We start from the raw sequence: 24,148 nt of genomic DNA, 5'->3' as shown, positions 1-24,148 counted from the left end.
CCGCCAACCGCCACAGCCATTGGGACGATTGGGAGCCGGAGCAGCAGGATGCAAGCCGCGCGCCCTGGCACGCTGCAACGACGGTCGACGCCCATCCGCCGCGACCGGTCGACTTCGATGCGGCTCGTCCGCAAGCGACGAAGCAGACGAAGCAAGTGACCAAGCTTGCCGCGCTCGGCCGCGAGATCGAACTGATCGACGCGCGAAAGCCGGCTGCTGCCGCTCCGGCCGCAGGACACGACGAGTTCGAAAGGAGCGAGGTCGAGACCAGGACGCTCGACAGGAAATTCGAGATCGTGGCCGCTGCGCCCAAGCTCGCGACGAACGAGATCGGCGAGCATCGCGCCGAGCCGGCGGCTGATCGCGACGAAACGAACGCCGTCGACATCGACGTCATCACGACGATGCTGGAACAGCTGGCGAAGGAAGGGCCGCGCCTGTCGCGGCCTAACCTTGAAGCTGACCTTGCAAATTTCGAACGAAGCCTACGAGGCCGATCTGCCGCTCGCGCTTGAGGCGTTCGGCCTTCAGGATCGACTGCACCTCCGAGAAGGCCTCGTCGACGTCGTGATTGATCACGATGTAGTCGTACTCGGCCCAGTGGCTCATCTCGTGGCTGGCGCGGCTCATCCGCTTGCGGATCACCTCGTTTGAATCCTGCGCCCGCGAGTGCAGGCGCCTCTCGAGGTCGGCTGCCGAAGGCGGCAGGATGAAGACGCTGACGACGTCGGCGCGCGCCTTCTGGCGCAGCTGCTGCGTGCCCTGCCAGTCGATGTCGAACAGCACGTCCTGTCCCGCCGACAGCGCCGCCTCGACCGGGCCGCGCGGCGTGCCGTAGCTGTTGTCGAACACGGTCGCCCATTCCAGCAGCTCGTCGGCCTTCACCATCGCGTCGAACGTGGCCTTGTCGACGAAGGAATAATCCTTGCCGTTGACCTCGCCCGGACGCATCGGCCGCGTCGTTGCGGACACCGACATCCTCAAGCCGGGCATCCGCTTGATCAGGAGACGCGACAGCGTCGTCTTGCCCGCGCCCGACGGCGAGGACAGCACGAACATCAGTCCGCGCCGTTCGAGACCGTCAGTTCCGTGACCGCCCGTCGTCATCGATCACTCCAGATTCTGGACCTGCTCGCGGAACTGCTCGACCACGTTCTTCATGGCGAGCCCCGTGTTGGTCAGCTCGATGTCGTTCGACTTCGAGCAGCAGGTGTTGACTTCCCGGTGAAACTCCTGCGCCAGGAAATCCAGCTTGCGCCCGATCGGGCCGCCCTTGCCGATCAGCTCCCGCGCCTGCGCGATGTGCGAGGCGATGCGGTCGAGCTCCTCGCGGATGTCGGCCTTGGTCGCGATCAGGATCGCCTCCTGCATCAGGCGGTCTGAATCGAAACGGTCGGAGGTGTCGAGCAGGGTCGCGATCTGCTCGGCGAGCCTCGCCTTGATCGCCTCCGGCTTGCGGCCGGGTGCGGCCTCGGCCTTGGTGGCGAGCTGCTCGATCTCGTCGACGCGCTGGGTCAGGATCTGCCCCAGCGACGTGCCCTCGCGCTTGCGCATCTCGACGAGGTCGGCGAGCGCCTTGTCGAACGCGTCGGCCGCAGCGGCGCGCGCGGCCTTGTCCTCCTCCTCGTCGCCCTCGGGCTCCGCGACCTCGACGACGCCCTTGATGGCGAGCAGGCCGTCGATGCTCGGCGCCACCGCGTCGACCTTGCCGGAGATCAACACGGCCGCCTTCAGCACTGCGTTGAGCACGTCCTCGTTGACGCGCACCGTGGCGGCGGCGTTGGTGCGCTTGACGTTGAGGTTGGCGTAGACGGTGCCGCGCGACAGCAGCTCGCCGGCGCGCTTCTTGGCGTGAGCCTCGAGCTCGTCGAACCCCTGCGGCAGCCGCACCCTGAGGTCAAAGCCCTTGGCGTTGACCGACTTCAGTTCCCATTCGAACGTGTACGGCCCGCTCGCGCCGTGGCTTCGGGCAAAGCCGGTCATGGACGACAGAGCCATCAGTTCAAATTCTCCAGGAACAGGGGATTCGCGAGGCCATCAAGCCACGCGAATCTTAAGACTATTTTGCCGGAAAGTGGAATCCGCAATGTCCGCCGGCAGGTCTGCGCGCAAGCCTAGCGCTGGACCACCGGCGGCGAGGACTGCACCGCGCCCTGCCGCGCCGGCGCGGGATTGGCGGGAGCGGCTGGATTGGCCGGGCGCGCCGCCGGCGGCTTTTTCTGCTGGTTGGGGCGCGCCGGCGTGGTCGCGGTCGGCGCATCGGCGGCCGCCGGCGCGCTGGCCGCCGGCGGCTGCGCGTCCTCGGGCGGCTCGACCGTGTCGTTCTGGATCTGCTTTTCCATCGCGCGGAGCTTCGCGACGTTCTTCTGGTGCGCGTCGTAGGTCTCGGTGAAGGCGTGCCCGCCGGTGCCGTCCGCGACGAAATAGAGATCGCGGGTGCGCGCCGGGTTGGCGGCGGCCTCGAGCGAGGCGCGGCCCGGATTGGAGATCGGGCCCGGCGGCAGGCCGTCGATGACGTAGGTGTTGTAGGGCGAGGGCTGCGTGATCTCGCTGCGCTTGATCGGACGGCCCAGCGTGCCCTTGCCGCCGACGAGCCCGTAGATGATCGTCGGATCCGACTGCAGCTTGATCCTCTGCTTCAATCGGTTGACGAACACCGCGGCGACGCGGCTGCGCTCGTCCGGCTTGCCGGTTTCCTTCTCGATGATGGACGCCAGCGTGACGAGCTGCTCCGGCGTCTTGACCGGGATGTCCTGGTTGCGGCGCTCCCAGATCTCGGCCAGCACGCGCTTGTGCGCCTGCTGCATGCGCTGGACCACCTGCTCGCGCGGGGTGCCGCGGGGGAATTTGTAGGTTTCCGGCAACAGCGTGCCCTCGCGCGGCAGCTCGCGCACGCTGCCGGTGAAGATGTCGTTGTCGGACAGCCGCGCCACGATCTGCTCGGAGGTCAGGCCCTCGGGAATGGTGACGGCATGCTGCACCACCTTGCCCTCGACGATGGTGGCGATGACGTCGCGCAGCGACGCGTTCTTCTGAAATGAATATTCGCCCGGCTTGAGATCCGAACTCGCCTTCAGAGCGGCGACGCTGGCGATGAACACCCAGGGATTGACGTCGGTGACGCCTTCCCGGTTCAACGTCTCGGCGATGTCGCGCTTGCCCGCGCGCTGCGGGATGTTGACGATCTTGTCTTCCTTGAGCGGCCCGGGCGCTTCCAGCAATTGCCGGCCGTAGTAGTAGATGCCGCCCGCGCCGATCATGGAGATCAGCAGCAGGGTGATGATGGCATTGCCGACGATCACGAACGGATTGCGCGCGCGGTCCGATCGCTTTGGCGGCGGCGGGAGTTGCTCGGGCTCGAGCGCTGCCCGCGGACTCCGGGGTGAAATGGGCGGCCTTTCACTCATCGAAACAACCTGAATCCTGCCGGTTCAATCGCGGCCCGACAATCGCTTGCCCTGCCGAATGCACGCGCCCACGCTCATGACTATCGCCGAATACGGCAAAACGGTGGATTCGTCTCACACGCAACTAACTGGCCAGGCGCCGGAAGATCACCGACGCGTTGGTACCGCCAAAACCGAAAGAATTCGACAATGCGACGTTGACCTCGCGCTGCTTCGCCTTGTGCGGAACGAGATCAATCGCGGTCTCGACCGACGGGTTGTCGAGATTGATCGTCGGCGGCACGACATTATCGCGAATCGCGAGAATAGCGAAGATCGCTTCGATCGCACCGGCCGCGCCGAGAAGATGGCCGGTCGACGACTTGGTCGAGGACATCGCGACCTTGGAGGCGGCATTGCCGAGCAGGCGCTCGACCGCGCCGAGCTCGATCTCGTCGCCGAGCGGCGTCGAAGTGCCGTGCGCGTTGATGTAGTCGAGATCGGACGGCGTGAGCCCGGCGCGCTTGAGCGCCGCCGACATGCTGCGGAAACCGCCATCACCGTCGGGCGACGGCGAGGTGATGTGGTAGGCGTCGCCCGAGAGGCCGTAGCCGATCACCTCGGCGTAGATCCTGGCGCCGCGGCGCCTGGCGTGCTCGAGCTCCTCCAGCACCAAAACGCCGGCCCCCTCGCCCATCACGAAACCGTCGCGGTCCTTGTCGTAGGGACGCGAGGCCTTCTCGGGTGTCTCGTTGAATCCGGTCGAGAGCGCGCGCGCGGCGTTGAAGCCGGCAATGCCGATGCGGCTGATCGGCGACTCGGCGCCGCCTGCGACCATCACATCGGCATCGCCGAGCGCGATCAGGCGAGCGGCATCGCCGACCGCGTGTGCGCCGGTCGAGCAGGCCGTGACCACCGAATGGTTCGGTCCCTTCAGCCCGTGCGCGATCGAGACGTAGCCGGAGGCGAGATTGATCAGACGTCCGGGAATGAAGAACGGCGAGACCCGGCGCGGGCCGCGCTCCTTCAGGAGGATCGCGGTGTCGGCGATACCGTTGAGGCCGCCGATGCCGGACCCGATCATGGTGCCTGTCGCGCACTTGTCCTCTTCGGACTCGGGGTGCCAGTTGGCGTCGTCGAGCGCCTGGCCGGCTGCGGCCATGCCGAAGATGATGAAGTCGTCGACCTTGCGCTGGTCCTTCGGCTCCATCCACTTGTCGGGATTGAAGCTGTCGTTCGTACCGTCGCCGCGCACGACCGTGCAGGCGATCTTGGTCTGAAGATCGGAGACGTCGAATCTCTCGATGCTGCGCGCACCGCTTTCGCCGTTGAGGATGCGCTTCCAGGTCGGCTCGACGCCACAGCCGAGTGGCGAGACCATGCCGAGACCCGTGACGACGACCCGCCTCATATCCGAAAACTCCGCATCGAAAGATTCACGGCCAATAACAAGAAACCGGCTGACCGCTGCGAAGCGGCCCGTCCGGTTTCGATGTTGTCCCCGCGAAAATGAAGAGCGTCAGCTCTTCGCGTTCTTCTCGAGAAACTTCGTGGCGTCGCCGACGGTGAGAATCGTTTCCGCAGCGTCGTCCGGAATCTCGCAACCGAATTCCTCTTCGAACGCCATCACCAGCTCGACGGTGTCCAGACTGTCGGCGCCGAGGTCGTCGATGAAGCTCGCGTTGTCGACAACCTTCTCGGGTTCAACACCAAGGTGTTCGACCACGATCTTCTTAACCCGCTCGCCAATGTCACTCATTGCTTAACCTCGTGTTGTTCCCTGTAGACCCGACCCCCCGGGACGATACGAGCCGTCGTGGTCGTCTGACTGCCTTCGCTTACGAACTTGATTTGGCCCATCCTAACCGATGCAGGCCCCGGCGAACGACGGCCAAAGGCTCCGCATCGCCAATATACAGGGTTTCAAAAACCTGCAATGGCGTTCTTTGCCCATCCGTTGAAGGTCCGGTTATCATACTTCAATTGCCTTGACTACAAGCCTCATTTCGCTCCGGAAACGGCCGTTTGCCACATCCCGCACCGCCTGACGGGCGGTGCGGCAACGAGGCATCAGATCATGGCCATGCCGCCGTTGACGTGGATGGTTTGCCCGGTGACATAGGATGCTTCGTTCGAACTCAGGTAGACTGCGGCTGCCGCGATGTCTTCGGGCGTCCCCAGGCGGGCGGCCGGAACCTTGGTTAGAATCGTTTCACGCTGCTTGTCGTTGAGCGCATCCGTCATCGGCGTCTTGATGAAGCCTGGCGCGATGCAGTTGGCGGTGACGCCACGCTTGGCGTATTCGGCGCCCAGCGTCTTGATCATGCCGATCAGGCCTGCCTTCGACGCGGTATAGTTGCCCTGCCCCGGATTGCCGGTGACACCGACCACCGAGGTGATGGCGATGATGCGGCCGAAGCGCTTGCGCATCATCAGCTTGGTCGCGGCGCGCGCGAGGCGGAAGGTCGCGGTCAGATTGACGTTGATGACTTCGTCCCAATCCTCGTCACGGAGTTGCACGAAGAGATTGTCGCGCGTGATGCCGGCATTGGCGATGAGAATGTCGACCTGGCCCATCGCCGCTTCCGCAGCCGGCACCAAAGCCTCGACCTCATCGGCCTTGGAAAGATTGCAGGGCAGCACATGGACGCGCTCGCCGAGCTTGCCCGCAAGCTCGTCCAGCACTTCCTTCCGCGTCCCTGATATCGCGACGGTGGCGCCCTGCGCATGCAGCGCCTGCGCGATCGCCCCGCCGATGCCGCCGGTCGCGCCGGTGACGAGCGCCTTTCGGCCAGTCAGATCGAACATCGATAACAACTCCTCTAGGCCTGCTTCGCAGCGGCCAACGCATCCTTGGCGGCAGCAATATCGTTCGGCCCGCCAACCGCAATGCCGACGGCACCGTCGGCAATGCGTTTGACGAGACCGGTCAGCACCTTTCCGGCGCCGATCTCGAAGAAGCGGGTGACGCCCTGCCCGGCCATGTAAGCGACCGACTCGCGCCAGCGCACCGTGCCGGTGACCTGCTCGACCAGACGGCGGCGAATCTCGTCGGGATCGGTGATGGCGCTCGCCAGCACGTTCGACACCAGCGGCGCGGCCGGTGCCTTGATCGTGACCCTGGCCAGCGCGTCCGCCATGGCGTCCGCAGCCGGCTGCATCAGCTTGCAATGGAAGGGGGCGGATACCGGCAGCAGCATCGCGCGCTTGGCGCCCTTCGCCTTGGCAATCTCGACGGCGCGATCGACCGCGGCCTTGTCGCCTGAGACAACCACCTGCCCGCCGCCATTGTCATTGGCGGCCTGGCAGACCTGACCCTGCGCTGCCTCGCCAGCGACCTCCATGGCGGCCTCGTAGTCGAGACCGAGCAGCGCGGCCATCGCGCCAGCGCCGACCGGGACGGCCTTTTGCATTGCGAGACCGCGCGTGCGAAGCAGACGAGCGGTATCAGAAACCGTCAGGCTGCCGGCCGCCGCCAGCGCCGAATATTCACCAAGCGAGTGGCCGGCAACGAAGGCCGCATCTCGTCCCACGGAAAAACCAGCCTCAGCCTCGAGCACGCGCAGGGTGGCGATCGACACCGCCATCAACGCCGGCTGCGCGTTCTCCGTGAGCTGGAGGGTTTCAGCCGGCCCCTCCCAGATGATAGCCGTCAGCTTCTCGCCAAGCGCGGCATCGACCTCGTCGAACACGGCGCGCGCCACCGGGAAGGCGTCGGCGAGGGCCTTGCCCATGCCAACGGCTTGGGAACCCTGCCCAGGAAATGTGAATGCAGCCGTCATCGGCGCTCCCTGCTTGTCGGGCATGATCCCTGCGAGAACCGGCAGCCGATGACGCACGGCCTTGGGCCATAGTTCCGGATCATGCTCCAAAGGGGGCCGTAGACACCGTCCGGGGCCGCACTGTCAAGCCGAGACGGGAACTTCGACCAGCATTCAACGGGGAATGCGCTGCCTCAAAACCCGCCGGCGGTCTGGTTGGCATCGACTTCCACCCCGGCCTGCGCGCGGCGGGCACTGTTGACGAGTTGCCCCGGCCGATCCTCGCGGTTCGGCTTCGCCGTCGCCAGCCGCAGCACCGCCGCGTAGTTCGGCTGCACTTCCATGCGGCCCGCATACCGGCTCGCGTTCAGCAGGCGATGCACCTTCGGCAGATTGTAGCAGGGCACGTAGAACAAGAGATGATGCTCGAGATGATAGTTCACGTAGTAAGGCGCGATGAACAGGCGCTCGAGAAAATTGGCACGTGTGGTGCGGGTGTTGCGCAGGGGATCGCTGCTGTCGGGGACGACGGCGTGCTCGGCGATGTTGCGGATGCGGGTGATGACCATCATCCAGGTCAGGAGCGGCACCAGCCATAACAGCGGATAGGCCCACCACACGCCAGCCGCAGCGAGCACCGCAAACATGATCGCGTTCGCGACACATTGCGGGCCAAGCTTCTCCCAGAAATGCGCCGCACGCTGCCGCCACGGCCAGTCCTTTGGCCCAAGCGCGTTGAGCAGTTGCGCCTTGCGCTGCTGGTAGCCGGTCTGGCCGGTGATGTCGCGAATGAATTTGCGGCGGTAGCTCAGCCTGGTGATCGGAAACGGCGCCGACAGCACGAGATCGGGGTCGTCCTCCTGCTGCGTGCGCGCATGATGTTGCAGATGGTAACGCCGGTAGCTGCGCGTCTCCGCAAACAGGGGATAAGCGCAGAACCACTGGCTCAGCGCCAGATTGGTTTTCTCGTCGGCGGACAGGCAGCCATGTGCACCGTCATGCATCAGGATCGCAAGGCCGAGCTGGCGCGAGCCGATGATGGCGACAGCGAAAATGTAGGTGAGCGGATTGGGCCACCACGCGACCAGGGCGATCGCTCCTGATATCAGCGCCCATGCGTGCACGATCAGCGCAGCGCCTTTCCAGGTCACGCGCTGGCGTACGTCGGCCAGTTGATCGTCGGTCAGGAAATCGCGGGCACGCATGCGAAGCGCGGTCATGGCCTAACTCTCCTCGTCCGTAGGGATCGTGGCGTCGCGCGGCTCGACGAGACGCAGGCGCGCAGCATCGCCCGTCGATTTCGCCTGCTCGCCGAGCACGCGCAGCATCTCGGCGCATAATTCATCCGGCGAGCGGCCCATGGCGTAGCCTTCGAGAATGACCCCGATGGCGACGGCCCAGAAGCGCCGCGAGCTTTCGTCGGGCGCACGCAGCGAGCGCCAGCCATGCTGGGCGACCTGGCTCGCATAGGCACGTGCGCCTTCGCCATGCAGGCGCTCGATCGTGCGCTCGACCAATGGCGCGAGATCCTGCCGCCGCCGGGTCAGAGTCAGGGCCTCGGCGAAGAAGGCGACCGAATCGCTCGCCGTGACCGTCTCGGCCAGCGCGCGGGTGTAGTCCCGCGGCGTGCGGGCGCTCAGTGCCGCCTGCTCGGTCGCACGCGCGAGATACAGCAGGTCGCGGCAGGCGCATTCGACGAACAGCGCCTCCTTGGTGCGGAAGTAATAGGTGATCTGGCTCGGGAACGCGTCTGCGGCGGCCGCGATGTCGGCGATCGCCGTGCCGGACAATCCCCGCTCCCGAAACAGCGGGCTCGCAGCATCCAGGAGCAGCGACCGCATTTTACGGCCGGCCGACCGCGTCGCGCGCGCGGCATGCTTGGGGTCGCCTGCCGCCTCGGGTGGCGCATCTGCGGACGTTTCCACCATGGAAGTTCTCTCTTGCCTGACTTATTTGTATGACATACAAACAAATAGATCAAGCTCAAGATGGTTCGCCACGGTGGGCTTGGCCTCGCCGTAGGGGTGCATCCGTGTCAAAGATGCCTCTGCAATCTTGCAAAGCCAGCCAAAATCCGTATAAGGCGCGCATCCGCAGACCCCGGCCGGGAGCTGAACGGACGGTCTCAGCAAATCATTCGTGATTTTGGTGTGGCAGGGCCAGTCGGCCCGTCGTCCCGTGTTTCCGCCTTCTGAGCTTGATCCCAGAGTCCTTTCCGAAGGCCTCTTAAGGGCTTGACGCCGGGCGATGCGCCAACATGAGGAAAGGACGTCCATGCCTCTTTACGAGCATGTTTTTCTCGCGCGTCAGGACGCGAGCCCGCAGCAGGTCGAAGAGCTGACTGCGCAGATGACCGGTATCGTCGAAGGTCTCGGCGGCAAGGTCACCAAGACCGAGAATTGGGGCGTGCGCTCCCTCACCTACCGCATGAACAAGAACCGCAAGGCGCACTTCGTGCTGCTCAACATCGACGCGCCGTCTGCGGCGATCGCCGAGATCGAGCGCCAGGAGCGCATCAGCGAAGACGTGATCCGCTATCTCAGCGTCCGCGTCGAGGAGCTCGAGGAAGGCCCGTCCGCGATGATGCGCAAGGCCGATCGCGATCGCGAGCGCGACGACCGTGGCGGCGGCTTCCGCGGCGAGCGTGAAGGCGGCTTCCGTGGCGACCGCGAGGGCGGTTTCCGGGGTGATCGCGGTCCGCGTCGTCCGCGCGACGAAGCTGAAACTACGGATGGGGAGTAAGACCAATGGCTGAAGCTGGTGCACGTCGCCCGTTTTTCCGTCGTCGCAAGAGCTGCCCCTTCACGGGCGCCAATGCTCCGAAGATCGACTACAAGGACTCCAAGCTGCTGATGCGTTATGTCTCCGAGCGCGGCAAGATCGTGCCGAGCCGCATCACCGCGGTGTCCGCGAAGAAGCAGCGTGAACTCGCCCGCGCCATCAAGCGCGCGCGCTTCCTGGGCCTCCTGCCCTACGTCATTCGCTGATACGACCAATTCGACCGGCGGCCGTGGCCGCCGGTCGTCACTTTTTGAACTCATAAGGCTTCCGGGTCGTCCGGTCGCCGATGGTTGGGGCGAGATGCCTCTAACCGCTCGAAGGGAGCGGGACAGCTGATGATGGCATTTGCACTCATTGCCCTGATCGCCGGCGCTGCGTCGGCGCTGATGTTCGCCTCGATCATCTCGGGCGCGCTGATCTCGCTCGTCCTGTTTTATCTCGCACCTCTGCCGCTGATGGTCGCCGCGATCGGCTGGGGACCGCTTTGCGCCAGCCTCGGCGGCATCGCCGCCGCGATCGGGCTCGGCGCCCTGTTCGGCCTGCCCTACGGCATCGCCTTCGCCGTCACCGTCGCGCTGCCCGCCTGGTGGCTCGGCCATCTCGTCCTGCTCGGCCGGCAGGTCGGAGGTGTCGCGCCTGCTACCGGCCCCATGCCGGCCGCGGAGCCGGATGTCGAGTGGTATCCGGTCGGCCGGATCCTGCTCTGGATTGCAGCCTTCGCCACGCTGACCACGATCGCCGCCCTGCTCACGCTCGGCACCGACGCCGAGAGCATTACCGGCTCGCTGCGACGCGGCCTGATGCGCCTCCTCCGCTCCACCGACCCGCAAACGTCGGGCGAAGCCGGCCAGTACGTCGAAGCGCTGGTGCGCATCGTGCCGGCCGCCGCCACCATCATCGCGATGATGACGCTCACGCTGAATCTCTGGCTCAGCGCCAAGGTGACCGCGACGTCGGGCCGGCTGCGTCGTCCTTGGCCGGATCTGAAGACGGCGGAGCTGCCGCCGATGACGCTGGTCGCGCTCTGCATCGCACTCGCATTCTGTTTCACCGGCGGGCTGCTTGGGATCGCGGCGCAGATCGTCACTGCGGCGCTCATGATGGGCTATGCCCTGACCGGTTTCGCCGTGCTGCACACGCTGACTCTGGCGCTGAAGAGCCGCACGTTCTGGCTCAGTTCGACCTACGCCGTCGTCGTCGTGTTCGGATGGCCCGTGATCGCCATGGTGATTCTCGGTCTTGCCGATGCCGTGTTCGGCTTCCGCGAGCGTTTCCTCCGCAGCCGGCAACCGCCGCCGCTGCCGACCCCTTAAGTCCAACCCGAAACCTGCAACTCAGATCACTTCAAAGGAGAACGAATATGGAAGTCATTTTGCTGGAGCGCGTCAACAAGCTCGGCCACATGGGCGAAGTCGTGAAGGTTCGCGATGGCTACGCCCGCAATTTCCTGCTCAAGCGCGGCAAGGCGCTGCGCGCCACCGCCGACAACCGGGCCAAGTATGACGGCATGAAGGCCGAACTCGAAGCCCGCAACATTCAGGCCAAGGGCGAAGCGTCCAAGGTCGCCGAGAAGATCAAGGACAAGAACATCATCGTGATCCGTCAGGCCTCGGAAGCGGGTCAGCTGTTCGGCTCGGTCACGGTGCGTGACATCGTCATGGCGTTCGAGGCCGACGGTATCCACCTCGACCGTCCGCAGGTGCAGCTCGACGCGCCGATCAAGACCATCGGCAAGCACACCGTCATCGTCGCGGTCCACCCCGAGGTCGAGGTCGATATCACCGTGACGGTCGCGCGCAGCCAGGACGAGGCCGAGCGCATCAATCGCGGCGAGGACATCTCGACCCGCAACGAGGATCGCGACGCAGCCGCCGAGGCGATCGCCGCCGCCGGCGAATTCTTCGATCCGGAAGCCCAGCTCGACGACGAGGTCGCACCGGCGCCAGCGGAAGAGAAGTAAGCAGCACGTACAGCTCGTGAGTGTAGATCAGCCCGGTTGCCTCAGGCGGCCGGGCTTTTCGTTTGGGCGGCGACGTCCTCGCTCAACATTGCGATCGAGGCCAACGCGGTTGCCGTATGCTTCTCGACACCGCCGCTGACGCAGAACACGTCGGCCGCAACCACCGACACTTGACGGCCCGGCTTGATCACCCTGGCACGGCAGATCAGCTTGTCGCCGACCGCAGGCGACAACAGATTGAGCTTGTATTCTGCCGTCAGCGCCGCCTGGCCGCGCGAGGTGGCGGCCGCGATCGTCGTGGCGTTGTCGACCAGGAAGGCCGTCACGCCGCCATGGAAGAAGCCGTGCTGCTGAAGCAGCTCCGGCCGGCGCTCAACGGCAATGGTGCAGGTGCCGCGCGACAATTCGGATAGCTCGGCGCCGACCAGGTTCATGAAGCCCTGCCGGCCGACATTGGCGTGGATGCGCTCGGCAATTGGCGCGAATTCCGGATCAGCTTCGGCTCGCATGCGGCTCTCTCCTCATTGCTTGTTGATGCGATCGAGGGGCCGAAGCGCCCGGATGGCGCAGGCGATCAGCGTGTCGGCCTCGGCGCGCGGGTCGGAGCGGTCTCGCCCCGACAGAAACGCGCGGCAGAAGATCTGCGCCGGCCCGATGAGCTGGCTGACGAACATGACCGGGGTCATCGGCAGAAGCTCGCCGCTTGCAACCAGCGGCGCGCGCCAGCGCTCGATGCCGTCGGCAAGCCGCGCATTCTGTGCGCGCTGAGCGTCGCGCACGTCCTCGCCCCATTCGCTGCGCGAGATCTCGAACAGGTAGCGCGCCTCGCGCCGGCTGGTGACCACCCAGTCGAGATGTGCCCGGACCAGGCGATCGATGCCCTGCTCGGCGCCCGGCAGGGAATCGAGCGCGGCCAGCATCGCTGCGTGATAGAGCCGCAAGACCTCCAGGAACAGCGCGCCCGCGAGCTCCTTTTTCGAGCCGAAGGCGTGAAAGAAGCTGCCGTTGGAGGCGCGCGCCCGCGCGCGGATCGCGGCGACCGTTGCGGCTTCGAAGCCGACTCGGTCGAACACGATCAGCCCGGCTGCCAACAGCTCGTCTCGCACGCTCGACGTCATCGACCGCTCCTAGAGTTACACTCTAGAGTAATGCTCTAGTTTTGGTCAATACGATACGGAGGCCGCCATGTTGGCGGCCTCCGCGTGTCCAGGAAGGTAACGGATTTAGCGCGAGATCGGCGGTGCTGGCGCCGTGGGGGCTGCAGCGGCCGCGGGCGGCGCTGGCTCCTGCCGGGGCTTCGCCGCCGGTTCGGAGCTGGCCGCAGGCGCGGCCGGCTTGGAAGCGGCCTCTTCCGCCGGCTTGGGCGCCGCCGGCTCGGCTGGTTTTGCGGCGGCAGGCGCAGCCGGCGTCACTTGCGGGACCGGATCGGGTCGCGATGCTTCGTTGCCGGCCGGCGCGACCCTCGCCGCGCTATCTGGTTTGGTCTCGACGGGCTTCTCTGATGCCTTGTCTGATGCCTTGCCGCTATCCGGCTCGGCCCTGGCGCTGTCGGGCTTGACGGCCTCAGGCTTTGGCTCGGTCTTCTTGTCTTCGGTGGCTGGCACGGCGGCATCGACCTTCGGGGCTTCCTCAGCCCCTGGCTTGGCGCGCCGCTTGCCTTTGCGGGCCTCGGGCGCTGCCTGTCCGTCCGGCTTCGCGCCTTCCGGCCCTGCGGCGTCTTGCGAGCGCTGGCGGCGGCCCTGATGCTCGGGCGACTGGGCCGGAGCGGTGGTGGCTTCCTTGTCCCTGGCGCCGTCCTTCTTGCCGTCCTTGGCCTGGTAGCGGGTGTCGGTAGCACCGTTGGAGATCAGGTAGTTGGCGAGGAGGCCCGCCATGTCCGAGCTCGTGGTGTAGTGCTGGCGCAGGAAGCCCGGAAGCGAACCCGGTGGCACGGACTTCAACAGTCCGCGCGGGCTCTTGTGGCAGACATTGCAGGTCTGCGAGAAGAGCTGGGACGGGGTCTTGCCGGCTTCGAGGTTCGTCGCCTGCGCAAAAACGGAATCGGCCGCGCCGAAGCCGATCAGAAGCAATACCGTCGCGAGGCTGAGCGCTCGGCTCGACATTCTAACTATCTCCGTTGAATTCCGCGAACCAGCCCGCATTCGGCGCGGCGGCGGTCACCTTTTAACCGATTGAGCCGCGAATGGAAGCAGGTCCAAGCGCAAGGATGTGATTAAGCTGTTTTCGAATATCGGCTTTGAATACAGTGCAATAGCGCAGGCGGAACCGCCTCGCTAGATTTGGATGCAAACGCATAGGAACCGCTGCGGCGCCTGGGCGTCAGAGGTGAAAGCCGGGTTAGTCGCATCTTTCGGGTTCGCTCGGAGGAAGTGTCGATGGACCGTTTGTTGCGTGGATTCCTGTCTCAATTCATTCGCCGCGGGTCGCTGACGGTGACCAGCGCGAGCGGATCGAAGTTCACCTTCGGCGATGGCTCCGGCGAGCCGGTCGCGGTTCGCTTCGCCACCGCGGACGCGGAGCGCAAGATCCTCATCAATCCCGAACTGGGCCTGGGCGAGGCCTATATGGTCGGCGAGTTCGTGGTCGAGCGCGGCACCATAGCTGATGCCCTCGCGATCCTGCTCGATCAACCCGACCTATTGCCGCAGTGGGCAAAACCGTGGTGGCACCTGCGCTACCTGACGCGGCACCTGAAGCAGTTCAATCTCCCCACCCGCTCCCGAAACAACGTCGCTCATCACTACGATCTCGACGGCCGGCTCTATTCGCTCTTTCTCGATGCCGACAAGCAATACAGCTGTGCCTATTTCGAAACGCCCGAGATGTCTCTGGACGACGCGCAGCTGGCCAAGAAGCGGCACATCGCAGCGAAGCTTCTCATCAAGGACGGCCAGCGCGTGCTCGACATCGGCTCGGGCTGGGGCGGCCTCGGGCTCTATCTCGCCGAGATCGCGGGCGCCGATGTCACCGGCATCACGCTGTCGACCGAGCAGTTGCAGGTCGCCAATTCGCGCGCCGCCGAAAAGGGCCTGGCGCACTCGGCCAGATTCCAGCTGCAGGATTATCGGGACGTTGACGGCACGTTCGACCGCATCGTCTCGGTCGGCATGTTCGAGCATGTCGGGGCAAGGTTCTATGACGCCTATTTCAAGCGCTGCGCCGAACTGCTGAACGAGGACGGCGTCATGCTGCTGCACTCGATCGGCCGTTCGCAGGGCCCGGACTCGACCAATCCCTGGATCGCCAAATACATCTTCCCCGGCGGCTACATCCCCGCGCTCTCGGAGGTGCTGCCGGCGATCGAGCGAGCGGGCCTCCTAGTCTGCGACATCGAGATTCTGCGCCTGCACTACGCCGAGACGCTGAAGGCCTGGCGGGAGCGCTTCATGGCGCGGCGCGAGGAGGCCGTGCAACTCTACGACGAGCGCTTCGCCCTGATGTGGGAATTCTATCTCGCGGCTTGCGAGATGACGTTCCGAAAGCAGGGCATGATGAACTTCCAGATCCAGATCACCCGCCGCCAGGGCGTGGTGCCCATGACGCGCGACTACATCGGGCGGGAAGAGGCCCGGCTCCGCGGTCTCGAAAGCGGCACCAAGCCCAGGCTGAAGCTCGCCGGCGAATGAGCGCTAGTGGCGCAGGGTCGAAATCCGGGAGAGCCGGAAAGATTCCGTTAACGCCAATTGGGCGCGCAGTTCCGCGAGGAGTTCGGGTGCGACAGGCTGGCGCCGTACATCCGGCCGCTCGACCTGCTCCATTGCCGCAATCAGGCCGGACAGCCACAGCCGGCTGCCTGCCTCGCTCCGCCACATCTGGTGCTGCCGTTCTGGCCGCATCGCCTGCCTCGTCTCTCTGCTGGCCGGACGGGGATAACCCCCTGCCCGCCTGCCTGTTCCGGCACTACCCCCGAAAGAATCCGGGGAGATGTGATCTGCTTCACATAAGTCTGGTCGGACCTGGCTTAGATCGTCGCCATGAGCAAAGAGACCCAAACCTCATTCGACGTGCAGGACGACCTCCGCACCGACTACGCCCTGATCGTCACCGGCGTCGGGGCGGCCCTGGTTGCGCTGGTCTATCTCCTGCTGGTCTGATCCGAGCCGAAGCTCCCGACGTGCGTCGTTTCGCGCGCTTCTGAATACGTCGGCGCGCCAATCCATTAGGTTCACGGTTTCATTATATTTCCATGGCGCGGTCGCGGCGCGGCCGTTTCCAGCCCGAGCGGGTTCCGCGAAAATGCGTCAAGCGCGGCGCGTGCTGCGGCTGCCAATCATCCACCATTTTTACTGAGCGGTTGATAGCGGTCAGCTTTTGCTTCCGCTTTCGCCTGCGGCGGCGCTTTATCCCGGCCCCGCATCCGCCCGAGAAAATTGCTAAGCACGTCCGACCATGGCCCTGACTGATTCGAACGTTCTCAAACTCGCGCCCGATTCCGGAGCTCCCGCCTATCGGAGCGCTCCGCACAATATCGAGGCGGAACAGAGCCTTCTCGGCGCGATCCTGGTCAACAATGATGCCTTCTACCGCGTCTCCGACTTCCTGGAGGCGAAGCATTTCTTCGAGCCGCTGCACCAGACGATCTTCGAGACCGCCGGCAGCCTGATCCGGATGGGCAAGGTTGCGACGCCCGTCACGCTGAAGACGTTTCTGCCCGCCGATACCGACGTCGGCGGCATGACCATTGGGCAATATCTGGCGCGGCTCGCGGCCGAAGCGACCACCATCATCAACGCCCAGGACTATGGCCGCACCATCTACGACCTGTCGCTCAGGCGTGACCTGATCGGCATCGGCGAGGACATGGTCAACGTCGCCTATGACGCGCCGGTCGATTTCGCGCCGCGGGCGCAGATCGAGGACGCCGAGCGCAAGCTCTATGAACTCGCCGAATCCGGCCGCTATGACGGCGGCTTCCAGAAGTTCTCGCAGGCGCTGACCGTCGCAGTCGATCTCGCCGCAAAGGCGTTCCAGCGCGACGGTAAGCTGTCGGGCATCTCGACGGGCCTGCGCGACCTCGACACCAAGATGGGCGGCCTGCAGGCCTCCGACCTCATCATCGTCGCGGGCCGTCCGGGCATGGGCAAGACGTCGCTGGCGACCAACATCGCCTACAACGTTGCGCAGGCCTACGTTCCGGAGCTCCAGGCCGACGGCACCATGAAGGCCGCCAATGGCGGCGTGATCGGCTTCTTCTCCTGCGAAATGTCGGCCGACCAGCTCGCCACGCGTATCGTGGCCGAGCGCACCGGCATCCCCTCCTCCCACATCCGGCGCGGCGGCATCACGGAAGCGGATTTCGAGAAGATCCGGCAGGTGTCGATCGAGCTGCAATCGCTGCCGTTCTATGTCGACGCCACCGGCGGCCTGTCGATCGCGCAGCTGATGGCGCGCGCGCGCCGGCTCAAGCGTCAGAAGGGTCTCGATCTCCTCGTGATCGACTACATCCAGCTCTTGTCCGGCTCGGGCAAGCGCGCCAGCGACAGCCGCGTGCAGGAGATCACCGAAATCACGACCAGCCTGAAGGCGCTGGCCAAGGAGCTCAACGTTCCCGTGATCGCGCTGTCGCAGCTCTCGCGTCAGGTCGAATCGCGCGACGACAAGCGGCCGCAGCTCTCGGACCTGCGTGAATCCGGCTCGATCGAGCAGGACGCCGACGTCGTGCTGTTCGTGTTCCGCGAGGAATATTACCTCGCCATGAAGGAGCCGCGTCCCGGCACCGAGGAACACGCCAAATGGCAGGCCGACATGGAACGCACGGTGGGCCGGGCCGAAGTCATCATCGGCAAGCAACGCCATGGTCCGACCGGCACGGTCGAGCTGCACTTCGATTCCTCGGTCACGCGGTTCGGCGACCTCGCGCATGACGGCCAGCTGCCCGATCGCAGCGACTACTAGATTGTTCCCCGGGTTGAACCTCACAGGTCTCTTGCGTAAAACGGCGCCATGACAATGGCGTCCGACCCGAAGACCACCCCGCAATCCGGCCTTCTCTCCGCGGAGGCCAATCAGGCCGCCGCGCTCGCGGCCTATGGCGGCGTGCTGACCGTCGATCTCGACGCCATCATCGCCAATTGGCGCAAGCTCGAGAAGACCGCGGTGCCGGCCGAGTGCTCGGCGGTGATCAAGGCCGACGCCTATGGCTGCGGCGCCGAGCAGGTGTCGCAAGCCCTGAGCAAGGCGGGCTGCAGGACCTTCTTCGTTGCCACCATCGAGGAAGCGCGCAAGGTGCGCGCGGCCGTGCCGGAGCCCACGATCTACGTGCTCGGCGGCTACTTCCAGAACACCGGCGAGCATTATGCGAAGATCAACTGCCGGCCGGTGATCGGCGATCTCAACGAGCTCGCCGAATGGGACGTGTTCTGCCGCCGCACCGGCTGGACCGGGGGCGCCGCGATCCACATCGACACCGGCATGAACCGGCTCGGGCTGACGCTGGCTGAAGCGCAGGCCATCATCCCCCGCATCAACGCGGGCGATCACGGCATCACGCTGGTGATGAGCCATCTGGTCTCGGCCGAGCAGCTCAACAGCCCGGTCAATGCAAGACAGCTCGCGGCCTTCCGCGGCATCGCCAGTGAATTCGCCGGCGTGCCTGCCGCCCTCGCCAACTCCTCCGGCATCTTCCTGGGCGCCCCCTTCCAGTTCGACCTGGTGCGGCCGGGAGCCGCGCTCTACGGCGTCAACCCGACGCCGGAGGCCGACAATCCGATGCAGCAGGTGGTCGACCTCAAGGCGCGCATCGTGCAGATCCGCTCCATCGAGCGCGGCGAGACTGTCGGTTACGGCGGCACCTGGAGCGCACGGCGGCCGACCAAGCTCGCCATCATCGCGGTCGGCTACGCCGACGGCTATTTCCGCGCGGCCAGCTCCAACGACGGAACCCGCGGCGCCGAGGTCATCGTGGCCGGCAAACGCTGTCCGGTCGCGGGCCGTATCTCCATGGATCTGATCGCGATCGACATCACCGACCTGCCGCCGAATGCGGCGCGACGCGGCCACATGGTGACCCTGCTCGGCGACGGCATCACCGTCGACGAGCTCGCGCATCATTTTGGCACGATCGGCTACGAGGTGCTGACGAGCCTCGGCCACCGCTACGCGCGCATCTACAAGGGCGGCAATGTCGAGGAGCCGCCGGCGCCCTCGCCGCCGCCGGGCTGATCGCGCCGCCGCTTACTTCTTTTTCCGGTTGTCCAGCGCCGCCTTGCAGGTCGTGCTGAGCTGATCACGCTTGCCGTTGAGGCACGCGACGATGCCGCCGCCGGGTGCGATGCCGGCGCAGAATTTGTCATAGTCCGCCTTGCACGCACCGCGCTGATCGGACGATTGTGCCGATGCGCCTCCGGAGACCACGATGACGAGTGCGATGGCAACAAAGCTCAGCTTGGACATTGTATCTCCGGTGACGGAAGGCAGGAGCCGTAGCTCTACATGAAGATCGCGACATTCAACATCAACAACATCAACCGCCGCCTGCCCAACCTGTTGGCATGGATGCGCGTCGCGAAGCCCGATGTCGTCGCACTTCAGGAGTTGAAGGCAAGTGATGGCGAATTTCCGGCGGCGGCCATCGAAAAAGCCGGATATGGCGCGGTCTGGCGTGGACAAAAGACGTGGAACGGCGTCGCGATCCTCGCCCGCAACGCCGAGCCCGTGCTGACGCGCGATCGCCTGCCCGGGAAGGCAGGCGATCACGAAGCCCGCTACATCGAAGCCGCCGTGCGCGGCGTCATCGTCACCAGCATCTATCTGCCCAATGGCAATCCGCAGCCCGGGCCGAAATTCGACTACAAGCTCGACTGGTTCGCGCGACTCAGGCGCCACGCCAAAACCTTCATCAAGCAGGACCTGCCCGTGGTGCTCGCCGGCGACTACAACGTCGCGCCGACCGAGCTCGACATCTATCCGACGCGGTCATGGGACAAGGATGCGCTGATCCAGCCGAAGAGCCGCGCGGCCTTTGCCGCGCTGGTCGAGCAAGGCTGGTGCGACGCGATCCGCGAGCTGCATCCGGGCAAGCGCATTTATACCTTCTGGGACTACAAGCGGAACCGCTGGCCGCGCGATGCGGGCCTGCGGCTCGATCATCTCCTGCTCAGCCGTGCCCTCGCCCCGCGTCTGGCCAAGGCCGGCGTCGACAGGAATATCCGCGGCGAGGAAGGCGCGAGCGATCACGCGCCCGCGTGGGTCGTGTTGCGGTGACCCTCACCACAGGTCCTGCCGTCGATGACGTTCACGGGCACCGCATCCAGATCGAAATCGGGCTTGCCGGTCGACCAGTCCGGTCAGCAGCGGGCCGCCTCAAAGCACAAATGTGAAAAAACAACCCCATGCACAGTAGCGGAGCCCTGACGAATCAATATCTTACGGGTATTCCGAAATTCACTTTGACTCGTCGGGCAAAACGCTGGCAGAATGTCACCATCGAAGATTTCCCGCTCTTAGCCCGCCAGAGCTCTTCAGACTGCCCCCTCATCCGGAATGTTGAGAAGAGTTCCACAGGCCTTGCAATGCACGGCGTCGGCATCATGCCTCTGGAGTCCGCAAGCCGGGCAAGGAAATCGCACCTTGTTGGGGCTGATGAGTGCCCGCGCGAGATTGAAGAAGAGGGTCACGCCAAAAATCATGATCACGACGGTGATCAGACGGCCGACGGTCCCCGGCAAGGTAATGTCGCCAAAGCCGGTCGTCGTCAGCGCCGTCACGGTGAAATACAGAGCATCGGCATAGTTCCGGATCTCATCGTTCCGAAACTTCTGAGTCTCGTAGACGATCCCGGTCATGACAAATATGAAAACGGCCAGGTTCGTGACCGCGAAGATGACGTCTTCGTTGCGACGAAAGAACGGAGAGTCGATCCGCAGCCTCACCAGCATCTGGTAGTCGCGAAGCAGCCCCAAGGTTCGCAGGATCCGGAGAAAGCCGCCCGCCTCGCCGGCAAGCGGCGCCAGGAACGATACGATCGCAACCATGTCAGCCCACGTCGCGAGCTCAGTGAACTTCCGAAGCGGATGCCGATCGACGAGCAGCCGCGCCGAGAAGTCGGCAAGCAACATCACGCCGAACAGGACATCGAGCGCTTCAATGACCTCACTGGGATGGAGGAACGACGTCCCGATGATGAACAGCACCGTCACGATGTCGAAGGCAAGCAGAGCGTAGCGGAAGCGCACGCCATCCGGCGTTGCGCCCTCGTAAAGCCGGCGGACGCTGCTTCTCAGAGATGCGAGGGTCACGACATCATGTCTCGGTTCTCACGGATGATTGCAATTCGGAAAGCGCGCCGCAAGGTCAATCCAAGTTCAGCACCTCTGCGCCTGAAAAGGACGAACTCAGAAGCTCCGCTGCATTCAACGCCGGGGTCAGACCGGCATGCCATGCGAGCACAGTTCCCTCGCTGAACGCGAATCTCCAATATCGCTGGCCGGGCTAGACTGTTGCGATTCGCGGAGACTGCTTTGGCCTTCCTCTTCGTCCTCACCGTCGGCCTGATGGCCGGCACCATTTCAGGCATCGTCGGCACGGGCTCGTCGATCATGCTGATGCCGGTGCTGGTCCATGCCTATGGGCCGAAGGAAGCCGTGCCGATCATGGCGGTGGCTTCCGTGATGGCGAACTTTTCGCGCATCCTGGCGTGGTGGCGCGAGGTCGACTGGCGGGCCTGCGCGGCCTATTCGGTGACCGGCATTCCGGCGGCAGCGCTTGGCGCGCGGACGCTGCTGGCGCTGCCCTCGCATGCCGTCGATCTCACGATCGGCATCTTCCTGATTGCCATGGTGCCGGTGCGGCACTGGCTGGCGCGGCACGATCTCAAGGCCAATCTCTGGCACCTCGCCATCGGCGGCGCGGTCATCGGCTATCTCACCGGCATCGTGGTCTCGACCGGCCCGCTCAGCGTGCCACTGTTCCTGTTCTACGGCCTGTCCAGGGGCGCGTTCCTCGCCACCGAAGCGGCTTCCTCGCTCGGCCTCTACTTCGCGAAATCCGTGACGTTCGAGCGTTTCGGCGCGCTGACCGGCGAGGTCTTCATCAAGGGCCTGATCGCGGGCTCCTCGCTGATGTCGGGCGCATTCATCGCCAAGCGCTTCGTGCTTCACCTCGAGCCGGAGGCCTTCCGTCTGCTGATGGACGGGATCATGATTGCGGCCGGGCTCTCGATGCTCTGGACCGCGACGCAGACGTGAAGGCGCCTCAGGCGGCGAATTCGGGCGCGATCGATGGGCCGGCGGCGAGGATGCGACTTCCGGCTGCCGGTCGTCCCTCGAGCCATTGCAGCACGGCGTCGATCGGCTGCGGCCTCTGATAAAGGAAGCCCTGCCCGAACCTCACGCCCATCTCGCGCATGGCCAGCGCCTGCTCGGCGCGCTCGATGCCTTCCGCGACCAGGGTCAGCCCCAGCGTGCCGGCGAGCGATGCGATGACGCCGACGATGGCCTTGTCTTCGGCGCTGTCGGGAATCTCCCGGATGAACGCCTTGTCGATCTTGACCTTGTCGAGCGGGAAGCGCCTGAGATGAGCGAGCGAGCTGTAGCCGGTGCCGAAATCGTCGAGCGCGATCGTGGCGCCGAGGCGCCGCAGGCGGTGCAGCGTTGCGGAAGCGCTGGCGATGTTGTTGATCAGCGATCCCTCGGTGATCTCGAGCTCGAGCATCGATGCCGCGACACCGAAGCGCGCGCAAGTCGCACGCAGCTCGGCGGCGAGCGAATGGTCGGCAAGTTCGGACGGCGGCAAATTGATCGCGATCCGGATCTGCGGCCTGCCGGCGGCCGCCAGCCGCTGCAAGGCCCAGCAGGCATCGGTCAACACGTAGCGGGTCAGCCGCGCATTGTTGCCGCTGCGTTCGATCAGCGGCAAAAATTCGCCGGGGCCGATCACGCCATGTTCGGGATGGCGCCAGCGGATCAGCGCTTCCAGACCGACGACCTCATGGCTTTCGAGATCGACCTGGCTCTGGTACCAGACCTCGAACTGCCCCTCGGCGAAGCCGGTGGGAATGGCGAGCTCGAGATCCCTGCGGCGGCGGTAGTCGCGCTGGAGCGCTTCGTCCAGTACGGCGACCGTGCCTGGCGCCTTGCTCTTGGCATGATAGAGCGCGATGTCGGCGAGCGTCGGCAGATGCGACAGCTCCGGATCGTCGGCGTGGCGCACGGCAAGGCCGATGCTGGCGCGCGGCACCACCTGCTTGTCGTGGAGGCGGATCGGCTCGGAAATGGCCTCCAGCACCTGCTGCGCGAATGCGTGCGCGGCCTCTTCGTGGCTCACCTCGGGACGAATGACGACGAACTCGTCGCCGCCGAGTCGGGCAACCCAGTCCTCCGCCTCGACCGCGCTACGAAGACGCTCCGAAATCTGAACCAGGAACTCGTCGCCGGCCTCGTGACCGAAGGTATCGTTGACGCCCTTGAAGTCGTCGAGATCGATGAAGCAAAACGCGACCAGCGTATCCGGCGAGCCTCCGTCCCGGCTTGCTACCGCAAGGCGCTCGGTCAGAGAGCGCCGGTTCGGCAGCCCCGTGAGCGGATCGTGCGTGGCCATGTGCCCGAGCCTGTCCAGCGCGCCAGAGGTCGTATGCTGCATGGCGTTGAAAGCGCGCGCGAGCTGGCCGAATTCGTTGGAGGACGTGAGGTCCGCCGGATAGGCCCGGCCATCCTGCTTGCTGCGCTGGATCGCCGACATCATGACCGCCAGCGGCCGGCCGATGAAGATGTTGGCGGAGATCCGCATGGCGATCAGGGTCGCAAACGTTGCGAGCAGGCCGACCACCAGCAGCAGCACCAGGCGGCTGCTCGCATCCGCGTAGAGCGTCGAACGGGAATAGGCGATGGCGATGCGGCCGGCCTGAACGGCCATGTTGCCGTTGCTGTACTGGATCGGGCGCGAGACTTCCGCGACCGCCTGGTCCTCGGGCCGCGCGACGACGCGGGCGATCGCCGCGCCGGTATCATCATAGACTGCCGCCGCCGCGATGGTCTCGTCGTGCATGATCTCGTTGAGCACGCCCGTGACTTGGTCGTAGCGCATCTTCCAGAGCGGCTCGGCGATCAGCTCGGCCCGGCTCTCGGCGACGCGGGCCATGCGGGCGTCGAGCTGCCTGACCTGCGACCAGAAGCTCGATGCCTCGACGCCGGCGGAGGCGAGCAGTTGCACCAGCAACAGAACGGGCACGGTGGCCCAGATCATCGCGTGGACGACCGAGCCCAGGCGCGCTGGCGCCCCCTGCTCGTTGCGCTCCGGATCGGTCATCGCCTCATCCTTGTGCA

Annotated in this window: 25 protein-coding genes and 1 pseudogene; 10 read left to right on the top strand and 16 right to left on the bottom strand. The window is 65.2% G+C overall.

Going from position 1 to position 24,148, the window contains the following annotated elements:
* A pseudogene (locus AX729_RS40345) lies at nucleotides 1-515 on the top strand (hypothetical protein); the annotation flags it as partial.
* On the opposite strand, the gene gmk reads toward AX729_RS40345, so the two are convergent.
* The 9 genes from gmk to AX729_RS03265 all read right to left on the bottom strand — a co-directional run bounded on the left by gmk (nucleotide 448) and on the right by AX729_RS03265 (nucleotide 9,075).
* Entirely contained in the window at nucleotides 448-1,107 is a 660-nt protein-coding gene (gmk, locus tag AX729_RS03305) for a guanylate kinase (protein ID WP_061020479.1), read from the bottom strand. The pseudogene AX729_RS40345 and the gene gmk overlap by 68 nt on opposite strands.
* Nucleotides 1,108-1,110: 3 nt before the next feature.
* Entirely contained in the window at nucleotides 1,111-1,998 is an 888-nt protein-coding gene (locus tag AX729_RS03300) for a YicC/YloC family endoribonuclease (RefSeq protein ID WP_061020478.1), read from the bottom strand.
* 116 nt (nucleotides 1,999-2,114) lie between these two features.
* Nucleotides 2,115-3,407, bottom strand: coding sequence for an endolytic transglycosylase MltG (gene mltG / locus AX729_RS03295; protein ID WP_061020477.1), 1,293 nt, complete (start codon nucleotides 3,405-3,407; stop codon nucleotides 2,115-2,117).
* Nucleotides 3,408-3,531: 124 nt separating this feature from the next.
* Nucleotides 3,532-4,797 carry a beta-ketoacyl-ACP synthase II gene (gene fabF / locus AX729_RS03290; RefSeq protein WP_061020476.1) on the bottom strand — a complete coding sequence of 422 codons (1,266 nt, stop codon included), beginning with the start codon at nucleotides 4,795-4,797 and terminating at the stop codon, nucleotides 3,532-3,534.
* A 108-nt stretch (nucleotides 4,798-4,905) separates the two neighbouring features.
* Entirely contained in the window at nucleotides 4,906-5,145 is a 240-nt protein-coding gene (locus AX729_RS03285; RefSeq protein ID WP_008551805.1) for an acyl carrier protein, read from the bottom strand.
* A gap of 311 nt (nucleotides 5,146-5,456) precedes the next feature.
* Nucleotides 5,457-6,194, bottom strand: a complete 738-nt coding sequence (gene fabG, locus AX729_RS03280; RefSeq protein ID WP_061020475.1) for a 3-oxoacyl-[acyl-carrier-protein] reductase — start codon at nucleotides 6,192-6,194, stop codon at nucleotides 5,457-5,459.
* Nucleotides 6,195-6,208: 14 nt separating this feature from the next.
* On the bottom strand, nucleotides 6,209-7,168 hold the full coding sequence (fabD, locus tag AX729_RS03275; protein WP_061020481.1) for an ACP S-malonyltransferase: 960 nt from the start codon (nucleotides 7,166-7,168) through the stop codon (nucleotides 6,209-6,211).
* 173 nt (nucleotides 7,169-7,341) lie between these two features.
* Nucleotides 7,342-8,367, bottom strand: coding sequence for a fatty acid desaturase family protein (locus tag AX729_RS03270; protein WP_061020474.1), 1,026 nt, complete (start codon nucleotides 8,365-8,367; stop codon nucleotides 7,342-7,344).
* A gap of 3 nt (nucleotides 8,368-8,370) precedes the next feature.
* A complete protein-coding gene (locus tag AX729_RS03265; protein ID WP_061020473.1) occupies nucleotides 8,371-9,075 on the bottom strand; it encodes a TetR/AcrR family transcriptional regulator C-terminal domain-containing protein in 705 nt (234 codons plus the stop codon).
* Between the two features lie 346 nt (nucleotides 9,076-9,421).
* Here AX729_RS03265 and rpsF point away from each other — a divergent pair, with 346 nt between their 5' ends.
* The 4 genes from rpsF to rplI all read left to right on the top strand — a co-directional run bounded on the left by rpsF (nucleotide 9,422) and on the right by rplI (nucleotide 11,888).
* Nucleotides 9,422-9,889, top strand: a complete 468-nt coding sequence (gene rpsF / locus AX729_RS03260; protein WP_024338128.1) for a 30S ribosomal protein S6 — start codon at nucleotides 9,422-9,424, stop codon at nucleotides 9,887-9,889.
* 5 nt (nucleotides 9,890-9,894) lie between these two features.
* Nucleotides 9,895-10,134, top strand: coding sequence for a 30S ribosomal protein S18 (gene rpsR, locus AX729_RS03255; protein ID WP_007592020.1), 240 nt, complete (start codon nucleotides 9,895-9,897; stop codon nucleotides 10,132-10,134).
* Nucleotides 10,135-10,263: 129 nt separating this feature from the next.
* The gene (locus AX729_RS03250) at nucleotides 10,264-11,241 is read left to right on the top strand and encodes a DUF2232 domain-containing protein (protein ID WP_061020472.1); all 978 of its coding nucleotides are present in this window, start codon (nucleotides 10,264-10,266) and stop codon (nucleotides 11,239-11,241) included.
* A gap of 47 nt (nucleotides 11,242-11,288) precedes the next feature.
* Complete coding sequence (gene rplI / locus AX729_RS03245) at nucleotides 11,289-11,888, top strand: 50S ribosomal protein L9 (protein WP_061020471.1); 600 nt, start codon at nucleotides 11,289-11,291, stop codon at nucleotides 11,886-11,888.
* 41 nt (nucleotides 11,889-11,929) lie between these two features.
* Here the strand turns inward: rplI and AX729_RS03240 are convergent, their stop codons facing one another.
* The 3 genes from AX729_RS03240 to AX729_RS03230 form a co-directional block, all read right to left on the bottom strand.
* The gene (locus AX729_RS03240) at nucleotides 11,930-12,397 is read right to left on the bottom strand and encodes a PaaI family thioesterase (protein ID WP_061020470.1); all 468 of its coding nucleotides are present in this window, start codon (nucleotides 12,395-12,397) and stop codon (nucleotides 11,930-11,932) included.
* Between the two features lie 12 nt (nucleotides 12,398-12,409).
* Nucleotides 12,410-13,006 carry a TetR/AcrR family transcriptional regulator gene (locus AX729_RS03235; RefSeq protein WP_061020469.1) on the bottom strand — a complete coding sequence of 199 codons (597 nt, stop codon included), beginning with the start codon at nucleotides 13,004-13,006 and terminating at the stop codon, nucleotides 12,410-12,412.
* A 105-nt stretch (nucleotides 13,007-13,111) separates the two neighbouring features.
* Nucleotides 13,112-13,990 carry a prolipoprotein diacylglyceryl transferase gene (locus AX729_RS03230; protein ID WP_061020468.1) on the bottom strand — a complete coding sequence of 293 codons (879 nt, stop codon included), beginning with the start codon at nucleotides 13,988-13,990 and terminating at the stop codon, nucleotides 13,112-13,114.
* Nucleotides 13,991-14,263: 273 nt separating this feature from the next.
* On the opposite strand from AX729_RS03230, the gene AX729_RS03225 reads away from it, so the two are divergent.
* The gene (locus tag AX729_RS03225; protein WP_061020467.1) at nucleotides 14,264-15,514 is read left to right on the top strand and encodes a cyclopropane fatty acid synthase; all 1,251 of its coding nucleotides are present in this window, start codon (nucleotides 14,264-14,266) and stop codon (nucleotides 15,512-15,514) included.
* Nucleotides 15,515-15,517: 3 nt separating this feature from the next.
* Here the strand turns inward: AX729_RS03225 and AX729_RS03220 are convergent, their stop codons facing one another.
* Nucleotides 15,518-15,724 carry a hypothetical protein gene (locus AX729_RS03220; protein WP_061020466.1) on the bottom strand — a complete coding sequence of 69 codons (207 nt, stop codon included), beginning with the start codon at nucleotides 15,722-15,724 and terminating at the stop codon, nucleotides 15,518-15,520.
* Nucleotides 15,725-16,277: 553 nt separating this feature from the next.
* Here AX729_RS03220 and AX729_RS03215 point away from each other — a divergent pair.
* On the top strand, nucleotides 16,278-17,783 hold the full coding sequence (locus AX729_RS03215; protein ID WP_061020465.1) for a replicative DNA helicase: 1,506 nt from the start codon (nucleotides 16,278-16,280) through the stop codon (nucleotides 17,781-17,783).
* Between the two features lie 54 nt (nucleotides 17,784-17,837).
* Nucleotides 17,838-19,049 (top strand): alanine racemase, encoded by a 1,212-nt coding sequence (gene alr, locus AX729_RS03210; RefSeq protein WP_197433526.1) that lies wholly within the window; start codon nucleotides 17,838-17,840, stop codon nucleotides 19,047-19,049.
* Between the two features lie 12 nt (nucleotides 19,050-19,061).
* Here alr and AX729_RS03205 read toward each other — a convergent pair whose 3' ends face one another.
* Complete coding sequence (locus AX729_RS03205; protein WP_061020463.1) at nucleotides 19,062-19,280, bottom strand: hypothetical protein; 219 nt, start codon at nucleotides 19,278-19,280, stop codon at nucleotides 19,062-19,064.
* 39 nt (nucleotides 19,281-19,319) lie between these two features.
* Here AX729_RS03205 and AX729_RS03200 point away from each other — a divergent pair, with 39 nt between their 5' ends.
* Nucleotides 19,320-20,090 carry an exodeoxyribonuclease III gene (locus tag AX729_RS03200; RefSeq protein WP_061020462.1) on the top strand — a complete coding sequence of 257 codons (771 nt, stop codon included), beginning with the start codon at nucleotides 19,320-19,322 and terminating at the stop codon, nucleotides 20,088-20,090.
* Between the two features lie 257 nt (nucleotides 20,091-20,347).
* Here AX729_RS03200 and AX729_RS03195 read toward each other — a convergent pair whose 3' ends face one another.
* Nucleotides 20,348-21,124, bottom strand: a complete 777-nt coding sequence (locus AX729_RS03195) for a potassium channel family protein (protein WP_061020461.1) — start codon at nucleotides 21,122-21,124, stop codon at nucleotides 20,348-20,350.
* Nucleotides 21,125-21,346: 222 nt separating this feature from the next.
* Between AX729_RS03195 and AX729_RS03190 the strand changes: the two genes are divergently transcribed.
* Nucleotides 21,347-22,072 carry a sulfite exporter TauE/SafE family protein gene (locus AX729_RS03190; protein WP_061020460.1) on the top strand — a complete coding sequence of 242 codons (726 nt, stop codon included), beginning with the start codon at nucleotides 21,347-21,349 and terminating at the stop codon, nucleotides 22,070-22,072.
* Between the two features lie 7 nt (nucleotides 22,073-22,079).
* Here the strand turns inward: AX729_RS03190 and AX729_RS03185 are convergent, their stop codons facing one another.
* Nucleotides 22,080-24,131, bottom strand: a complete 2,052-nt coding sequence (locus tag AX729_RS03185) for a putative bifunctional diguanylate cyclase/phosphodiesterase (protein ID WP_197433525.1) — start codon at nucleotides 24,129-24,131, stop codon at nucleotides 22,080-22,082.
* Nucleotides 24,132-24,148: the final 17 nt, after the last annotated feature.

This window comes from Bradyrhizobium sp. CCH5-F6 (assembly GCF_001556045.1).
Classification (GTDB): Bacteria; Pseudomonadota; Alphaproteobacteria; order Rhizobiales; family Xanthobacteraceae; genus Bradyrhizobium.
The sequence above is the reverse complement of the archived record's forward strand: the minus strand, read 5'-3'. Positions and strand labels throughout refer to the sequence as shown.

Coding starts and splice junctions, on each gene's coding strand:
- AX729_RS03230 (WP_061020468.1), bottom strand. CDS start 13,990: ATGTCGAGCCGAGCGCTCAGCCTCGCGACGGTATTGCTTCTGATCGGC.
- gmk (WP_061020479.1), bottom strand. CDS start 1,107: ATGACGACGGGCGGTCACGGAACTGACGGTCTCGAACGGCGCGGACTG.
- AX729_RS03300 (WP_061020478.1), bottom strand. CDS start 1,998: ATGGCTCTGTCGTCCATGACCGGCTTTGCCCGAAGCCACGGCGCGAGC.
- AX729_RS03240 (WP_061020470.1), bottom strand. CDS start 12,397: ATGCGAGCCGAAGCTGATCCGGAATTCGCGCCAATTGCCGAGCGCATC.
- AX729_RS03235 (WP_061020469.1), bottom strand. CDS start 13,006: ATGACGTCGAGCGTGCGAGACGAGCTGTTGGCAGCCGGGCTGATCGTG.
- rplI (WP_061020471.1), top strand. CDS start 11,289: ATGGAAGTCATTTTGCTGGAGCGCGTCAACAAGCTCGGCCACATGGGC.
- AX729_RS03215 (WP_061020465.1), top strand. CDS start 16,278: ATGGCCCTGACTGATTCGAACGTTCTCAAACTCGCGCCCGATTCCGGA.
- mltG (WP_061020477.1), bottom strand. CDS start 3,407: ATGAGTGAAAGGCCGCCCATTTCACCCCGGAGTCCGCGGGCAGCGCTC.
- fabD (WP_061020481.1), bottom strand. CDS start 7,168: ATGACGGCTGCATTCACATTTCCTGGGCAGGGTTCCCAAGCCGTTGGC.
- AX729_RS03205 (WP_061020463.1), bottom strand. CDS start 19,280: ATGTCCAAGCTGAGCTTTGTTGCCATCGCACTCGTCATCGTGGTCTCC.
- AX729_RS03250 (WP_061020472.1), top strand. CDS start 10,264: ATGATGGCATTTGCACTCATTGCCCTGATCGCCGGCGCTGCGTCGGCG.
- rpsF (WP_024338128.1), top strand. CDS start 9,422: ATGCCTCTTTACGAGCATGTTTTTCTCGCGCGTCAGGACGCGAGCCCG.
- AX729_RS03225 (WP_061020467.1), top strand. CDS start 14,264: ATGGACCGTTTGTTGCGTGGATTCCTGTCTCAATTCATTCGCCGCGGG.
- AX729_RS03200 (WP_061020462.1), top strand. CDS start 19,320: ATGAAGATCGCGACATTCAACATCAACAACATCAACCGCCGCCTGCCC.
- AX729_RS03270 (WP_061020474.1), bottom strand. CDS start 8,367: ATGACCGCGCTTCGCATGCGTGCCCGCGATTTCCTGACCGACGATCAA.
- AX729_RS03185 (WP_197433525.1), bottom strand. CDS start 24,131: ATGACCGATCCGGAGCGCAACGAGCAGGGGGCGCCAGCGCGCCTGGGC.
- AX729_RS03285 (WP_008551805.1), bottom strand. CDS start 5,145: ATGAGTGACATTGGCGAGCGGGTTAAGAAGATCGTGGTCGAACACCTT.
- AX729_RS03265 (WP_061020473.1), bottom strand. CDS start 9,075: ATGGTGGAAACGTCCGCAGATGCGCCACCCGAGGCGGCAGGCGACCCC.
- rpsR (WP_007592020.1), top strand. CDS start 9,895: ATGGCTGAAGCTGGTGCACGTCGCCCGTTTTTCCGTCGTCGCAAGAGC.
- alr (WP_197433526.1), top strand. CDS start 17,838: ATGGCGTCCGACCCGAAGACCACCCCGCAATCCGGCCTTCTCTCCGCG.
- AX729_RS03220 (WP_061020466.1), bottom strand. CDS start 15,724: ATGCGGCCAGAACGGCAGCACCAGATGTGGCGGAGCGAGGCAGGCAGC.
- fabF (WP_061020476.1), bottom strand. CDS start 4,797: ATGAGGCGGGTCGTCGTCACGGGTCTCGGCATGGTCTCGCCACTCGGC.
- fabG (WP_061020475.1), bottom strand. CDS start 6,194: ATGTTCGATCTGACTGGCCGAAAGGCGCTCGTCACCGGCGCGACCGGC.